14 protein-coding genes are annotated in these 14,818 nt (G+C 61.5%); 7 read left to right on the top strand and 7 right to left on the bottom strand.

All coding sequences use genetic code 11. From position 1 onward, the window contains the following. The first annotated feature begins 1 nt into the window (after position 1). From HJC00_RS17540 to HJC00_RS17525, 4 genes are all read left to right on the top strand, one after another. A complete protein-coding gene (locus HJC00_RS17540) occupies positions 2–1,003 on the top strand; it encodes an ABC transporter ATP-binding protein (protein WP_221123027.1) in 1,002 nt (333 codons plus the stop codon). Then, on the top strand, positions 996–1,982 hold the full coding sequence (locus tag HJC00_RS17535) for an ABC transporter ATP-binding protein (protein ID WP_210630396.1): 987 nt from the start codon (positions 996–998) through the stop codon (positions 1,980–1,982). Before HJC00_RS17540 ends, HJC00_RS17535 begins: the two co-directional genes overlap by 8 nt. Before the next feature lie 175 nt (positions 1,983–2,157). Then, positions 2,158–2,499: a hypothetical protein gene (locus HJC00_RS17530; protein WP_210630395.1), complete on the top strand. Its 342-nt coding sequence runs from the start codon at positions 2,158–2,160 to the stop codon at positions 2,497–2,499. A 184-nt stretch (positions 2,500–2,683) separates the two neighbouring features. Beyond that, a complete protein-coding gene (locus tag HJC00_RS17525; RefSeq protein ID WP_221123028.1) occupies positions 2,684–3,607 on the top strand; it encodes a sugar kinase in 924 nt (307 codons plus the stop codon). Between the two features lie 84 nt (positions 3,608–3,691). On the opposite strand, the gene gstI is transcribed toward HJC00_RS17525, so the two are convergent. After that, positions 3,692–3,883 carry a glutamine synthetase translation inhibitor GstI gene (gene gstI, locus HJC00_RS17520; protein ID WP_064804193.1) on the bottom strand — a complete coding sequence of 64 codons (192 nt, stop codon included), beginning with the start codon at positions 3,881–3,883 and terminating at the stop codon, positions 3,692–3,694. A gap of 430 nt (positions 3,884–4,313) precedes the next feature. Here gstI and HJC00_RS17515 point away from each other — a divergent pair, with 430 nt between their 5' ends. Together HJC00_RS17515 and HJC00_RS17510 are read left to right on the top strand one after the other, a co-directional pair. After that, positions 4,314–5,354 (top strand): glutamine synthetase beta-grasp domain-containing protein, encoded by a 1,041-nt coding sequence (locus HJC00_RS17515; protein WP_064804195.1) that lies wholly within the window; start codon positions 4,314–4,316, stop codon positions 5,352–5,354. A 238-nt stretch (positions 5,355–5,592) separates the two neighbouring features. Continuing rightward, on the top strand, positions 5,593–6,774 hold the full coding sequence (locus HJC00_RS17510; RefSeq protein WP_221164413.1) for a glycosyltransferase family 1 protein: 1,182 nt from the start codon (positions 5,593–5,595) through the stop codon (positions 6,772–6,774). 110 nt (positions 6,775–6,884) lie between these two features. Here the strand turns inward: HJC00_RS17510 and der are convergent, their stop codons facing one another. The 3 genes from der to HJC00_RS17495 all read right to left on the bottom strand — a co-directional run bounded on the left by der (position 6,885) and on the right by HJC00_RS17495 (position 9,696). Further along, positions 6,885–8,306: a ribosome biogenesis GTPase Der gene (der, locus tag HJC00_RS17505; protein ID WP_210630388.1), complete on the bottom strand. Its 1,422-nt coding sequence runs from the start codon at positions 8,304–8,306 to the stop codon at positions 6,885–6,887. A gap of 16 nt (positions 8,307–8,322) precedes the next feature. Next, positions 8,323–9,006, bottom strand: a complete 684-nt coding sequence (locus tag HJC00_RS17500; protein WP_210630386.1) for a tetratricopeptide repeat protein — start codon at positions 9,004–9,006, stop codon at positions 8,323–8,325. Positions 9,007–9,111: 105 nt separating this feature from the next. Continuing rightward, complete coding sequence (locus tag HJC00_RS17495; RefSeq protein ID WP_221164412.1) at positions 9,112–9,696, bottom strand: NnrU family protein; 585 nt, start codon at positions 9,694–9,696, stop codon at positions 9,112–9,114. 120 nt (positions 9,697–9,816) lie between these two features. On the opposite strand from HJC00_RS17495, the gene HJC00_RS17490 reads away from it, so the two are divergent. Continuing rightward, positions 9,817–10,806: a polysaccharide deacetylase gene (locus HJC00_RS17490; protein WP_221155624.1), complete on the top strand. Its 990-nt coding sequence runs from the start codon at positions 9,817–9,819 to the stop codon at positions 10,804–10,806. 270 nt (positions 10,807–11,076) lie between these two features. On the opposite strand, the gene sbmA is transcribed toward HJC00_RS17490, so the two are convergent. The 3 genes from sbmA to map form a co-directional block, all read right to left on the bottom strand. Further along, positions 11,077–12,342 carry a peptide antibiotic transporter SbmA gene (sbmA, locus tag HJC00_RS17485; protein ID WP_210630380.1) on the bottom strand — a complete coding sequence of 422 codons (1,266 nt, stop codon included), beginning with the start codon at positions 12,340–12,342 and terminating at the stop codon, positions 11,077–11,079. A gap of 123 nt (positions 12,343–12,465) precedes the next feature. Next, positions 12,466–13,650, bottom strand: a complete 1,185-nt coding sequence (locus HJC00_RS17480; RefSeq protein WP_210630378.1) for a YbfB/YjiJ family MFS transporter — start codon at positions 13,648–13,650, stop codon at positions 12,466–12,468. Between the two features lie 396 nt (positions 13,651–14,046). Next, positions 14,047–14,805, bottom strand: coding sequence for a type I methionyl aminopeptidase (gene map / locus HJC00_RS17475; protein WP_221123035.1), 759 nt, complete (start codon positions 14,803–14,805; stop codon positions 14,047–14,049). Positions 14,806–14,818: the final 13 nt, after the last annotated feature.

Here is a 14,818-nt window from a genome sequence, read left to right as displayed (position 1 = left end):
AATGCTCCAAGAAAAAGACATCCTGCTCGAACTCAAGGACTACTCGATCACCTTCGCGACGCCCGACGGCGAGGTGAAGGCGGTCTCCAACATGAACCTCACCGTGCGGCGCGGCGAGCGCATCGCCATCGTCGGCGAGTCCGGCTCCGGCAAGAGCCAGACCTTCCTCGGCATCATGGGCCTCATCGCCAAGAACGGCAAGACGACAGGACAGGCGCTGCTCGAAGGCAAGGACGTGCTGTCGCTGAAACCGCGCGAGCTCGACCAGATCCGCGGCAAGGACATGGCCATGGTCTTCCAGGACCCGATGACGGCGCTGAACCCGTCGCTGAAGATTTCCCGGCAGCTGACGGAACAGCTCGAGGTTCACCGCGGCCTGACGGCGCGCGCCGCATCGGACGCTGCCCTCGACATGCTGAAACGCGTCGGCATCCCCGACCCAACGCGGCGCTTCCACCTTTATCCGCACGAACTGTCAGGCGGCATGCGTCAGCGCATCGTCATCGCCATGGCGCTGCTCACCAAGCCGAAGCTCCTGATTGCCGACGAGCCGACGACGGCGCTCGACGTTACGATCCAGGCGCAGATCCTCGATCTCTTCAACGATCTGACGGCGGAGATGAACACAGCGCTCATCATGATCACCCACGATCTCGGCGTCGTCGCCGGCCTCGCCGACCGCGTCGCCGTCATGTATGCCGGCCGCATTGTCGAGGAGGCGCCTGTCGACGAACTCTTCGATAGTCCCGCCCATCCCTATACGGCGGCCCTCCACGCCTCGATCCCGCGGCCGGACCAGGATGTCGACCACCTCGTCGTCATTCCGGGGCGCCCGCCGAACCTGCAGCACCTGCCAAAGGGCTGCAATTTCTCGCCACGCTGTTCGCAGGTTCAGGACGATTGCATCGACCGCCCGCCGCCGCTCGAAACCCTGGCGCCGCGCCACTGTGCGGCCTGCTACCACCCGTTCCCGCGTCGTGAGGAGTTGCTGAACCATGGCTGAGCGATCGCTGCTGAGAGTCGAAAACCTCACCACCCAGTTCGAACTGCCGGCGAAAGGCCTCTTCAAGCCGCCGGTCTTCCTTACCGCCGTCAATAATGTCAGCTTCGACCTCGCCGAAGGCCGCACGCTCGGCGTCGTCGGCGAATCCGGCTGTGGCAAATCCACACTCGGCCGCTCCATCCTGCGGCTTTTGAAATCGCAGAGGGGCCGCATTCTCTGGCAAGGCCGCAATCTTCTCGACCTGTCGGAGGAGGAAATGCGCGCCGCGCGCCGCGACATGCAGATCATCTTCCAGGATCCGATCGCCTCGCTCGACCCGCGCATGACGGTTGGAGACATCATCGCCGAGCCGCTCACTGTCTTCGAACCGAAACTTTCGAAGTCCGAGCGTACCCAGCGGGTGCGCGACATCATGGGCGCCGTCGGCCTGGTGCCGGAGATGATCAACCGCTATCCGCACGAATTCTCCGGCGGCCAGGCGCAACGCATCGGCATTGCGCGTGCGATCATCACCAAACCGAAGCTCATCGTCTGCGACGAGCCCGTTTCGGCTCTCGACGTTTCGATCCAGGGCCAGGTCATCACGCTTCTGCGCAAGTTGCGCAAGGAATTCGGGCTGACGCTGATCTTCATCAGCCACGACCTCTCGGTCGTGCGCCTGATCTCCGACGATGTGCTGGTGCTCTACCTCGGTCGGGTAGTGGAATCAGGCGACTGCGCCACCGTCTTCGATCATCCGGCCCATCCCTATACACAGGCGCTCTTTTCCGCCGCGCCGATCCCGGATCCGAAGCTCGCGCGCCTGCGCACCCGCATCCGCCTCCAGGGCGATCCGCCCTCGCCGCTCAACCCGCCGAAAGGCTGCGTCTTCTCTCCCCGCTGCTGGAAGGCAACCGACATCTGCCGCACCGAAATGCCGCCGACCGAGGAGGTTCGTCCCGGCCAGAAGGCGGCCTGCTATCATATGGACAGGCCGTGAATGGAACGCGGGCCCTATGAAGCGGCCCGCCTTTTCCAAAGACTTCTCACGTCCCCTTCGCCGCGAAACGGCCAAAACACACTTACTTCGGAATCCATAGTCTCCGATAACAAAGAATTAGATGCGGATATGCTATCCCTGCCTCCGCCTGATCATGGGCCTGGGGAACGCATATATGAAATCGAAACTATCCGGATTGATCGCGCTTGCAGCCGCGATCATCGCCACCTCCGCCGTATCGTCGTATGCCGAAGATCTGAAATTCCAGCTCACCAACGGGACCAATTCCGTCCTGACGCGCTTCTACAGCTCGCCGACCGGCGTCAACAACTGGGAAGAAGACGTCTTTGGCGAGGATGTCCTCAATCCGGGCGAGACTGTGAACATCACCATCGCCGACGGCCGCACCGTCTGCAAATACGACATGCGCTTCGAATTCGACGAAGACTCGAACCTCGACACCACCGAAGACACGCAGGACCTTTGCGCGCTCGGCAGTTACACCATTCACGAATAGACACCCTTCGCCGGCGCCGCCTTCGCTTAGCCTGCGAAGGCGGCTTTCCGTTTCTGGTCGCAATGGCGCTCGCAATATCGACCCTTGTCACTCCGCCCGGCTCCGCGTATCAGCGCATGAAGCGTTTATTCAAAGCGATAGAGCGGCTGTTGCATCAGCGGCGCTCCGATGCCGGGAGGGCAAGGTGAACGGAAGACGGTTTCTGTCGATCGGTGAATGCATGGTGGAGCTCTCGCAGGCCGGCGACGGTCTGCTGCGCAAGGGCTTTGCCGGCGATACCTTCAACACCGCCTGGTATGCTCGCGCTTGCCTCGGTCCCGATTGGTCGGTCGATTATTTCACGGCGCTCGGTGACGACGCCATGTCGGACGAGATGGCTGCCTTTATCGCCGGAGCGGGTATCGGCACGAACCTCATCCGCCGCATCAAGGGCAGGACGCCGGGCCTCTACATGATCAACCTGAAGAACGGCGAACGCTCCTTCAGCTATTGGCGCGACAGTTCGGCCGCCCGCAGCCTGGCTGCCGATCCAGATCATTTGCGCGAGGCGGTGGAGAGCGCCGATCTCGTCTATTTCTCCGGCATCACCCTTGCCATCCTGCCGCAGGAGGATGCCGCGACGCTGCTCGCGGAGGTCCGCCGCGCCAAGGCAGCCGGCAAGCTCGTGGTGTTCGACCCGAACATCCGTCCCCGTCTGTGGTCGAGCTACGATGTCATGCACGCGACGATCAGCGAGGGCGCCCGCTCTTCCGTGCTCGTCATGCCGAGCTTCGACGACGAGGCCGCCCATTTCGGCGACGATTCCATCGAAGCAACGATCCAGCGCTATCTCGCACTCGGCGCCATCAATGTCGTCGTCAAGAACGGCGCCGACGGCGTCACCTTGAATTTCGCCGGTGAGGAGACCTTCGTTCCGGCCGAAAAGGTCGAAAACGTCGTCGACACCACCAGTGCTGGCGACAGTTTCAATGGTGCCTTCCTCGCACGCTATCTTGAGAGTCAGGACGCGCCGGCAGCCGCCCGCTTCGCCGCAGGCGTGGCGGCTCGCGTCGTCAGCGAGCATGGGGCCTTGGTTGCAAGAGAAAAACTCGGGTTGAGTGGTGGCTGAGCCCGCGCGTGACCGCCGCGCAGATATGCCATGCGCGGGCGCTCCCCGCCTTCTCAGCATTCTTCCCGGTTAAGGGTGTAAAAATCAGGACTTCGTCGGCCGATCTGTCTCGCGAACCGCCTCGTCATGATACCAGCAGCTGTCGAGTGCGGCGTCGCAGACATCAGCCGCCTCGCGCTCCATCAGCCTTGCGCGTTCGAACCGGTTTGCGGCCCGGGTCGGCTTGACGGGAAACTGGTAGATCGTCGCGGATTCGCGATGGAAACCGGTGGGCATGAGATCGCCTCCATTCCGTTCGGCGCATCGATATCAGGACTGCGACCATAGCATGATGCACATAGATTATGCAAATTGCACAAAATATATGCATTAGGTAACTATGATTGATCCATATGCTGTCTGCGCCCGAAGCTTCCGCCTATTTGTTCAACACTTCACCATTTCAAGCAAAACGCCCAAATTTTCATCCGGTTCCAAGGCGGAAAACCTCTTTATCCTCCTGAGGAATCAGCCTTCGACCGTTCAAACAGGCTTCTTTTCGAGAAAGAAAAAGCGCGGATCGAGCGGCTCATTGAAGATTTTTCTTTCGCCGGCGATCAAACTGGCACGCTACGTGCTTCACTAGGTGCATCCCCTGGCGGTCGGATGCGTTTGCGCGCCCAGATCATCCGGGTTTGCTCACCTTCGTCGCATTGAGAGAGTCACGATGACAAAATATAAGCTCGAGTATATTTGGCTCGATGGGTACACCCCGGTACCGAACCTGCGTGGCAAGACGCAGATCAAGGAATTCGACGCATTCCCGACGCTGGAACAGCTTCCGCTCTGGGGCTTCGATGGCTCGTCGACGATGCAAGCCGAAGGCCGCAGCTCCGATTGCGTGCTGAAGCCCGTCGCCATCTATCCTGACCCGGCCCGCACCAACGGCGTGCTCGTCATGTGCGAAGTCATGATGCCCGATGGCGTCACGCCGCACCCGAGCAACGCCCGCGCCACCATCCTCGACGACGAAGATGCCTGGTTCGGCTTTGAGCAGGAATATTTCTTCTACCAGAACGGCCGCCCGCTCGGCTTCCCCGAGCAGGGTTATCCGGCTCCGCAGGGCCCCTACTACACCGGCGTCGGCTATTCGAATGTCGGCGACGTCGCCCGCGAAATCGTCGAAGAGCATCTCGATCTCTGCCTCGCTGCCGGCATCAATCACGAAGGCATCAACGCCGAAGTGGCCAAGGGCCAGTGGGAATTCCAGATTTTCGGCAAGGGCTCCAAGAAGGCCGCCGACCAGATCTGGATGGCACGTTACCTCCTGCAGCGCCTGACCGAAAAATACGGCATCGACATCGAATATCACTGCAAGCCGCTCGGCGACACCGACTGGAACGGTTCGGGCATGCATTGCAACTTCTCGACCAAGTACATGCGCGAAGTCGGCGGCAAGGCCTATTTCGAAGCGCTAATGGCGCAGTTCGAAAAGAACCTGATGGATCACATCAACGTCTATGGTCCCGATAACGACAAGCGCCTGACCGGCAAGCACGAGACGGCTCCGTGGAACAAGTTCTCCTACGGCGTTGCCGACCGTGGCGCTTCTATCCGCGTGCCGCACTCCTTCGTCAAGAACGATTACAAGGGCTATCTGGAAGATCGCCGCCCGAACTCGCAGGGCTGCCCCTACCAGATCGCTTCGCAGGTTCTGAAGACGATCTCGGAAGTTCCGCTCGCCGGTTCGGCTTCCGCTGCCGCCTAACCTCCCAAGCGGCGCCGGTCTCCGACCGGCGCCGTCATTCTTTCTGCCTGAAAAACATCGTCGGCCGCTGGCATATTCGCGCCGATCGAGCCGCTAAACGCCTGAAAATACTGGCAAGCGGCTGTAATATTTCCATCATGGTCATGCCTCAAAATAGGCAAGCGGGAATCGCCGTTCCGGAACCCCGCTTTGGGGTTGAGCGTTGACAGATCACTGCAACGCGGATGGAAATCGCGACATGCTGCAACGTCCGGCAAACACTTATAGCGGCGAGAGCTGGGCCCATGCCGCAGCCGCCGGAAACCTGCCGGAAAGGCTGGTAATCGTTACCGACGCCTGGCATCCGCAGGTCAACGGAGTCGTTCGCTCGATCGAGAACACCAATCGCGAACTGGCGAAAATGGGTGTCGAGGTTGCGATGGTGACGCCGGAGCGTTTCCATAGCATCCCCTGCCCGACCTATCCGGAAATCCGGCTGTCGATTGCCAATTACCGACGTGTCGCGCGAGAGATCGAAAAGCACAATCCGACCTATGTGCATATTGCCACCGAAGGTCCGCTGGGATTGACCGCCCGCCGCTGGTGCCTGCGCAAGCGCATGCCTTTCTCCACCAGCTATCACACACGCTTTCCAGAATATGTGTCTGCCCGCCTGCCGATCCCGGAGAGCTGGCTCTATGCCTTCGTGCGTTGGTTCCACAATGGCGGCGCCGGCTGCATGGTCGCGACGCCAAGCCTTGCGCGCGAACTGGCCGCGAGAGGCATCAAGAACCTGATGCCCTGGACCCGCGGCATCGACGCCACGCAATTCCATCCGATGCCGCTTGAGCCGGAGCCCCTTGGCCTCCCTCGTCCGATTTTCATGACCGTCGGCCGCGTGGCGCTGGAAAAGAACCTGCCGGCATTTCTCGACCTCGACCTGCCAGGCTCCAAAGTCGTCGTCGGCGATGGTCCGGCGCGCGCCGAGCTGGAGCAGCGTTATCCGAACGTCCATTTCACCGGAGCGAAATTCGGCGAGGATCTGGCGAAAATCTACGCGCAGGCCGATGTCTTCGTTTTCCCCTCGCTCACCGATACCTTTGGTAATACCATTCTCGAAGCCCTGGCATCGGGCGTGCCGGTCGCCGCCTACCCGGTCACCGGCCCGCTCGATATCATCGGCGAGGACAGCGAGGTCGGAGCACTGGACGCCGACCTGCAGGCCGCGTGCCTGGCCGCTCTCTCCGCCTCGCGCACCAAGGCGCGTGAGCTTGCCATGCAATATTCTTGGGAAGCGGCAACGCAGCAATTCATCAACAATATTCGCGCGGCCAATGGGGTCATCACGCCCAAATGGAAAAAGGCCTGGCAATTTGCCAAGTCGCTTCCAAGAAGCAGAAAGCCCGGCGAAACCGCCGGGCCTCTCTCATCCGCAGACTGATCAGTTCTTTCTGTGCAGGGCGCTGCGAAGCGTGTCGTCGCCGCTAGACGAGCAGAAGAACGGGCGCGCGGCGCAACAATGCCGCGTAAGAGCCCAACCACCCTTAAACCCTACGTCCGCCTCTTCTTCGACTCGTACGGATTATCAGGCGAGCGGAAATGGATGCGGATCGGTACGCTCGGCATATCGAAATCGGCGCGCAGCCCGTTGATCAGGTAGCGCGTATAGGATTCCGGCAGCGCGTCGGAGCGGGTGCAGGAAATCATGAAGGCCGGCGGACGGGCCTTGACCTGTGTCATGTATTTCAGCTTGATGCGGCGGCCGGAAACGGCCGGAGGCGGATGTTGGATCTGCTGCGTCTCCAGCCAGCGATTGAGCCGCGCCGTCGAAATGCGCTTGTTCCAGACCCTGTCGGTATCGATAATCGACTGCATCAACTTGTCGAGGCCCCAGCCGGTCTGGCCGGAGATCGGCACAGCGCGGATACCGCGCGCCTGCGGCAGCAGCCGATCGGTCTTTTCGCGCAGATCCGCCAGCACCGCCTGCCGGTCCTCGATCATATCCCACTTGTTGAAGGCAAGTACGGCCGCGCGGCCCTCACGCAGCACGAGGTCGACGATCTGCAGGTCCTGCTTCTCGAAAGGGATCGTCGCGTCAAAGACGATGACGACGGTCTCGGCGAAACGGATGGCGCGCAGCGCGTCGGCCACGGAAAGTTTTTCCAGCTTCTCGGTCACCCGCGCCTTGCGGCGCATGCCGGCCGTGTCGAACATCTTGATAGTGCGGCCGCGCCAGTCCCATTCGACCGAGATGGAATCGCGGGTAATGCCCGCCTCCGGCCCGGTTAGCAGCCGGTCCTCTCCGAGGAAACGGTTGATCAGTGTCGATTTGCCGGCATTCGGACGGCCGACAATCGCCACCCGGAGCGGCTTGGTCTCGTCATAAGCGGGCTCTTCGTCCTCGTCCTCACCTTCATCGGCCGAGTGGGAGATATCAACGTCCGTGACGGCGACATCCTCCTTGGCGTAGGCACGGTCCTTGCCGATCGCCTCGACGATCGCGTCGCGCAGGTCGAGCATGCCCTGCCCGTGCTCGGCCGAAATCGGCGTCGGCTCGCCGAGGCCGAGCGTATAGGCGTCGTAGAAGCCGCTGTCGGAGCCGCGCGCCTCGGATTTGTTGGCGACGAGCACGACCGGCTTGCCGCGCCGGCGCAGCATTTCGGCCAGGGCAGTATCGACTGGCGTCAGCCCGTTCTTGGCGTCAACGACGAAAAGCGAAAGATCAGCCTCATCGATTGCCGCTTCCGTCTGCGCGCGCATCCGGCCCTGCAGGCTTTCCTCGTCGGCTTCTTCCAGACCGGCCGTGTCGATAATCGTAAAGGTCAGACCCATCAGCCGCGCGTCACCCGGCCGGCGGTCGCGCGTCACGCCGGGTGTATCGTCGACGAGCGCAAGCTTCTTGCCCACCAGGCGGTTGAAAAGCGTCGACTTGCCGACATTCGGACGACCGACGATGGCGACCGTGAAACTCATTCTTTTTCCTTAAAACTCAGCCCTGCGCGGCGGGCGCCTTGCCGGATGCGGTAATGAGATCAAGCATCATCTGAGCGCGATTGGCAACAGGACGCGGGCTGCCGGTGTCGTCGACAATCGACTGGAACCATTGCCGCGCCTGCGCCATGTTGCCGGCCTTGTAGGCGGCCAGACCGAGTGCTTCGCGCGCCGAATGGCGGAAGGCGCTGCTCGGCACGGCCATTTCTTCGATCGCGGCCGAAACCTGCTCATAAGAACCGTTCTCGATCAGCAGCCAGCCCGCGCGCATTTTGGCGGCATCGCGCACGGCAGCCGGAACGCTGTTGTCTTTGCCGATTTCGTTGAAGGCGGTGATCGCCGCCGCAGCGTCGCCCTTCTGCGCCTTGACGGTCGCCGCCCGCATGCGCGCCAGCACCGGATAGGCGCCATGGCCTTCCTTCTCCAGCTTTTCAAGCGCGGCCAGCGCCTCGTCGTTCTTGTTTTCGTCGGCAAGCTTCATCGCCGCCAGAAACTGGTCGCCGGCGCTGGAGGAGCGGTTGTCGTCCCAATATTCATAGAGAACCTTGCCGGCGGTGCCGGCGACGATCAGGATGGCGACGACAATGATATAGCGGCCGAACCGGCGCCAGGCGCCCTTCATCTGATCGGACCGCAATTCCTCGTTGACTTCACGGATGAAGCTGTCGTCGTTGAATGCCATTCTCGTCTCCGGCCGCGGAAATACCTATACGCATGTGCATGACACGCACATTTCCGGCCTTCTACCCCATTTTGCCGCCATTGTAAGGGGGATGTGAAAGATTCGTCACATGGCGAGCGGCGAAACGCCGATCAGCCATTCGTGCAGCTTCCAGATGATCAGCGCCCAGACGACGATGCCGATGACAAGGGCATAGAGGTCGTACTTGGCCGAGACGAAGGGCCGGCGCCTGATTTCCCCCGCCCGCTCGCGGCGCTTGAGCGAAATGCGCACGATCACGCCCCAGGCAAGGAACGCCGCAAACAGCAGGACCGACGACGTCTCGCCATTGGCAAGCAGATGCGCCAGCGCCCAGATCTTCACCGACAGCACCATCGGATGCTTGGTCTTGGTCGCAATGTGTCCGGCCGGCAACAGCGAGGCGACGAGACAGATCAGCGCGATCAACATCAGCGTAATGGTGATATGCGCCATCCAGACCGGCGGATTGTAGAGCATGCCGGTCACCTGCCTGGCCTGCCCGAATCCGTAGATCAACAGGGTCAGTGTGAGGATGCTCGCAACCGAATACCCGGCACGCCAGCCATTCTCGCCGAGGCGCGCGATCATCGAGCGACGCAGATCCGGAGCCACCACCCGCACCAGGTGCACACCGAGAAAAAGTATGATGCCGACGATAAGCAGTGCCATTGCGGTCCCTTCCGTGCAGTTTGACATGACTTAGCGGTTGGCGGGAAAAAATACCAGCAAGACCGCAGCTTCGCCGCAATTCTATCGGAGGGAAACCGCGAACAAATTGTCGCGGTGCCCATGTCTCGCCCTCTCCTCGCCACCTGTCTGATTGCCTCTCTCGTTCTTCCCGCGGTGGCAGAGGCGGCCGACCGGCCGAAGCAACTGGTCATCATCTCCTTCGACGGTGCCCACAACAACGCGCTCTGGCTGAAAAGCCGCGAGATGGCCGCCAGGAACGGCGCCCATTTCACCTATTTCCTTTCCTGCACCTTCCTGATGAACGAGGCGGCGAAGAAGGCCTATCAGGCGCCGCACCAGAAACCCGGAAAATCCAATGTCGGCTTTGCCCGGAGCGACGACGAGATCCGCGAGCGCCTCGGCAATATCTGGCACGCCCATCTCGAAGGCCACGACATAGCAAGCCATGCCTGTGGCCATTTCGACGGCCGCCTCTGGAGCGAGGCCGACTGGTCCGCCGAATACGCGACCTTCCATGCGACGTTGAAAAATGCCTGGAAGGGCGTCGGCCTCGAAGAACCCGCCGGCTGGCAGGATCTGGTCGATCACGGCATCAAGGGCTTTCGCGCCCCCTATCTCTCGGCGACGGCGGGCACCGACATGATCGCCGCCGAGAAGAAGGCGGGTTTCACCTATGACGCAAGCCTCGTCACCAAAGGCCCGGCCGTGCCTGTCGAAGAAGACGGCATCCTCCGCTTCGGCCTCCCCCTGATCCCCGAAGGCCCCAGCGAAAAGCCGATCATCGGCATGGACTACAACCTCTTCGTCCGCCATTCCAAGGGTGAGGAGGACAGCGCGGATTCGAAGGCATTCGAAGACCGCGCCTACGCCGCCTTCTCCCAGGCCTTCGACCGCCAATATAACGGCGACCGCATCCCCCTCCAGCTCGGCTTCCATTTCGTCGAAATGAACGGCGGCGCCTACTGGCGCGCGCTCGACCGCCTGGTCAGCGACGTCTGCATTCGGGCGGACGTAGCCTGTGTGAGCTATTCCGAAGCGATTCCGATGATCGAGGCGCGTGGGAAATTGGAGCGGACGTCGGGGCTCTGACGAAAGCTTTTGAGAACGGGGGGTGGTGCCGTGTGGCCCCCTCATCCACCCTGACGGGCACCTTCTCCCCTCTGGGAAGAAGAGGGAATCGCAAAGTCCACGAAAATTCTCTCGAGCGATGGATCAAGGCGAGGCATTGCCACGAGTCTCTTCTCCCCTCGGGGGTCCGAAGGACGGGTCGAGACCAGTGGCTCGACCCCGGTCGGTGGTGGCAGCCGGATGAGGGGGCCGCATGGCACCACCTCGCCCGCTCCAGCCAAATCCTAGGCATCAACCATCCGCATGCACGACACCAGCCTCGCGCTCCAGATAGTGTCGATCGATCGCAGGCAGCGGCTCGTCGTCAATGGCCGCCTCAAAGGCCTTGAGGCGCTTGTGGATGGAGAGCAGCTCAATGATCGTCGTCCAGGAATTGACCAGATATTGGAACGAATTGCTGACTTGGCCGAAGGCCGTCGAGATCTGCTGAAAGATGCCGTAGGTGATCGTCCCGGCCACGATCGTCGGCACCAGCATGAAGACCACGAAGAGCGCGTCCGCCTGAATGTAGAAATAGCGGGCGACATTGAAATACATGTAGTGGAAATACATGCGGAAATAGTTCCGCCGAACGTTGTTGAAAAGCTCCCTGACTGTCAGCGGCTGCGCCCGCTCCGCATGGTCCTCGCCATAGACGAGTTCCTTGCGATAGGCGGCTTCCACGCGCTGATTACGGAAGTTCAGGCCCGGCAGCTTGATACCGGCGACCGCCAGAAGCAGCGTGCCGAATGCCGACCAGAACAGCGCCAGCCAGAACAGGGAATTCGCCAGCGGGCCGATGACCGGCAGTTCAGTCACATAGTGCGACAGTGCCAGAAGGATCGGAAGGAAGACCACGAGCGTCATCACCGAATTGATGAGGCTGATGCCGAGACCCTCGAGCGTGCTCGAAAAACGCATCGTGTCTTCCTGCACGCGCTGTGAAGCACCTTCGATGTGCCGCAGCTTTTCCCACTTCGACATATAGAAATCGTTCATCGCGGCGCGCCAGCGGAAGATGTAGTGGCTGGTGAAGAAGTCGGTCATGATCGACACGAACATGCTGAGGAACGCGATCTGACAGAAGACCCACATCAGACTGTAGAAATTGTCGACGGAAATGCCCGGCTGCTTCGACAGGGCGTTCTGCAGAAGGTCGCCGAATGGGCGGCGCCAATTGTTGATCACGACCGTGATCTGCACGCCGAAATAGGTCACAAAAATGATGAGCGCAGAACCCCAGATCGACCACAGCTTCCAGGGATGGTGCAGCGCCTTCAGATGCCAAGCGCCGCAGAAGATGATCGCCGAGAGAAAGAAATAGCTGTAAAACCAAACATTTTCGGGCAGCAAGAAGAAGGAAAGATCGATCGGCTGCTGCTCTTCTGCAACCGGTGCAAATCCGAGCGACGCGCCGAGACCGGCCGCGAAGAAATACCAGCCCAATATTGAAATTAGCGTCCAGACGACAAGCGAAATGAAGAAAGGTTTCGGCTGGGGAAAGAAGGAATGAAACACGGGGAGCTTTGCTTTCCTGAACTGTGAGTCTCGGGAGTGTCGGAACACTGATTGTGCCGGAAACTAAGGCAGTTCGAAGGAAGCAGCAATGGGTTCAGCCGATTGTTACGCAGATGTAATCGGTTAGGCGATTTTCCTGATGACGGGCATTACGAGCGCCGCGCAGACAAGAAGTGCTGCGGCAGCGATCACCGTCGGCAGGGTAAAGCTGCCCGAGCGTTCGGCAATCCAGCCGGCAACAATCGGTCCGACGATCTGGCCGACGCCGAAGGCGGCCGTCATCATCGCCAGGATCCGCCGCGGACTCTTCGGGGAAAGCTTGCGGCCGATTTGCAGTCCGTAGGCCGTGATCGCCAGGAACGTCGCCCCGAATAGCGCCCCGCCGATCAGCGGCGCGACCGAAGGCGGCAGCGCTACGGTGGCGAGCACACCGGCGGCCTCGATGAGAAGCGCCGCGACATAGACGCCGCCGAGTCCAAGCGGTCTGACGAGCGGCTTCCAGGCAAACAGCGCCACCGCCGCCGTCACGCCGGCAATGAACCAGCAGAGAAATTCGACGAAAGCTCCCGTCGCCGCCATGCGTGCGATGGTGACGAGGAAGGTCGCGGTGATGACGTAGCCGAAGCCGAACAGGCCGTAGGACAGCGTGACAAGCACCATCGGCCGGCTCCAGTTGAGCGCCGGTTCCTTGCCCGACCGCGCTGCCTGTGCCGGCGCCGTGGGCAAGAGCCACCAGACGATGGCGAGACTTGCCGCGCAATAGAGCGCCCCGCCGATCCAATCGGCGCGCCAGCCGCCCGGCTCATCGTGAAAGCCAAGACCAATCAGGAGCACCATGACCGACGAAAGCGCAATGCCCGCTCCAGGCCCGCCGAAATGCGCCGCCTGCACATGGTCATTGCCGGCAGCAGCCCCGTGGCTGAGCACGATCGACGAGGTGAACACCATCGCGAAGGCGCTGGCAAGGCCGGCCAGGAGCCGGATGACCGCAAAGATCGCGACGGAATCGGTGGCCGCCATCGCAGCGAGCAGGATTGCGTTGGCAAGCAGTGCCAAGAGCGCCACCAGCCGTTCGCGCCCCGCCGCCCAGCCATAAGCCGCCAGCACGGCGCCAACGAGATAACCGACGAAATTCGCCGACGCGATAAAGCCGGCATCCGCCGCCGAAAGCGGCACGCCGCTCATCATGCCGGGCAGGATCGGCGTGTAGGAGAAGCGCCCAAAGCCCATGGCCGCCGCCATGGCGACGGCGCCGGCAGCGGCGATAGAGACGAGATTCGGCGCGGAGCGAGGCGGGCGGGAAAGCATGCACCGCTTATCGCGCTGCAACGCAAAGGCCACAAACGAGTATTTCTGATCGATCGATCAATTCTGCGAAAACTTGGATTTAACCGCCGTTTTTGAACCACAACAGCTAGGCGCAGATCGAAGCGCGGGAGCGAAGGGACGTGGCGGTCAAGACCAATGAACTGACATGTGCGCCCACCACAACCACCCTCATTTCCTGTGCTTGTCACAGGAATCCCGTGCGCCCAAGTCCTTGGGCGCTGGAGACTCTCTTCAATTGTATATGGGTCAATCACCGCGCAGACGCGCGGTGGCTGGATTCCTGTGACAAGCACAGGAACAAAAAGGAGAGGTGAGCGCTCCCCACGAAGCGACCTGAAGATTCCAAGCCCAAGGGCGAGCCCACTGACCCCAGCCCTACACCCGCCCATCCGGCAGCGTCAATATCACCGGCCCATTCCGCGTCGCAACCACCGTATGCTCAAACTGCACCGTCGGCGCCTTCGGATCGGCATAGAGCGTCCAGGCGTCGTCGCCGCCTTCGGCCCATGTCGCGCCGAGCGAAAGGAATGGCTCGACGGTGAAGACGAGGCCATCCGTCATCACACGCTTTTCCGAAGGATCCGGCCAGGTCGAGAGCTCGGCCGGCTCCTCGTGCAGCGAGCGGCCGACGCCGTGGCTCGCCAGATTGGCGACCAGCGTATAGCGGTTCTTCTGCGCGAAAGCGCCGACGGCGGTGCCGATCTTTGCCAGCGATTCGCCCGATTTCACCTGGTTGAGCCCGACCCAGAGCGCCCGCTTACCGTCGCGGCAGAGCCGCTCGATTTTCGGCTTGACGGGCGGCACCGCGAAGGAGGCGCCGGTATCGGCGAAGAAGCCGTCCTTCTCGGCCGAGACGTCGATATTGATGAGATCGCCGGCGCGGATGACGCGCGGGCCGGGAATGCCGTGGGCGATTTCCTCGTTGATGCTGATGCAGGTCGCGCCCGGAAATTGATAGCAGAACTCCGGCGCCGAGCGTGCGCCCGCATCTTCGAGCACCTTGCGGCCGATCTGGTCGAGCTCCAGCGTCGTCATGCCGGGCTCCATCGTTGCCGCCATCACCTGGATGGCATTGGCGCAGATGCGGCCGATCTCCTTGAGCTTCACCAGTTCGTCGTCGTTTGCGATAACCATTCGTCTGTTCCGC

The sequence above is a fragment of the Rhizobium sp. NLR22b genome (assembly GCF_019685295.1).
In the GTDB taxonomy this organism is placed as follows: domain Bacteria; phylum Pseudomonadota; class Alphaproteobacteria; order Rhizobiales; family Rhizobiaceae; genus Rhizobium.
This window is presented reverse-complemented; position numbering and strand designations above follow the sequence as displayed.

Excerpts from the sequence above, each read along its gene's own strand:
- HJC00_RS17535 (WP_210630396.1), top strand. The coding sequence starts at position 996 with ATGGCTGAGCGATCGCTGCTGAGAGTCGAAAACCTCACCACCCAGTTC.
- HJC00_RS17490 (WP_221155624.1), top strand. The coding sequence starts at position 9,817 with ATGTCTCGCCCTCTCCTCGCCACCTGTCTGATTGCCTCTCTCGTTCTT.
- HJC00_RS17515 (WP_064804195.1), top strand. The coding sequence starts at position 4,314 with ATGACAAAATATAAGCTCGAGTATATTTGGCTCGATGGGTACACCCCG.
- HJC00_RS17530 (WP_210630395.1), top strand. The coding sequence starts at position 2,158 with ATGAAATCGAAACTATCCGGATTGATCGCGCTTGCAGCCGCGATCATC.
- HJC00_RS17500 (WP_210630386.1), bottom strand. The coding sequence starts at position 9,006 with ATGGCATTCAACGACGACAGCTTCATCCGTGAAGTCAACGAGGAATTG.
- HJC00_RS17480 (WP_210630378.1), bottom strand. The coding sequence starts at position 13,650 with ATGCTTTCCCGCCCGCCTCGCTCCGCGCCGAATCTCGTCTCTATCGCC.
- HJC00_RS17540 (WP_221123027.1), top strand. The coding sequence starts at position 2 with ATGCTCCAAGAAAAAGACATCCTGCTCGAACTCAAGGACTACTCGATC.
- map (WP_221123035.1), bottom strand. The coding sequence starts at position 14,805 with ATGGTTATCGCAAACGACGACGAACTGGTGAAGCTCAAGGAGATCGGC.
- der (WP_210630388.1), bottom strand. The coding sequence starts at position 8,306 with ATGAGTTTCACGGTCGCCATCGTCGGTCGTCCGAATGTCGGCAAGTCG.
- HJC00_RS17510 (WP_221164413.1), top strand. The coding sequence starts at position 5,593 with ATGCTGCAACGTCCGGCAAACACTTATAGCGGCGAGAGCTGGGCCCAT.
- HJC00_RS17495 (WP_221164412.1), bottom strand. The coding sequence starts at position 9,696 with ATGGCACTGCTTATCGTCGGCATCATACTTTTTCTCGGTGTGCACCTG.
- gstI (WP_064804193.1), bottom strand. The coding sequence starts at position 3,883 with ATGCCCACCGGTTTCCATCGCGAATCCGCGACGATCTACCAGTTTCCC.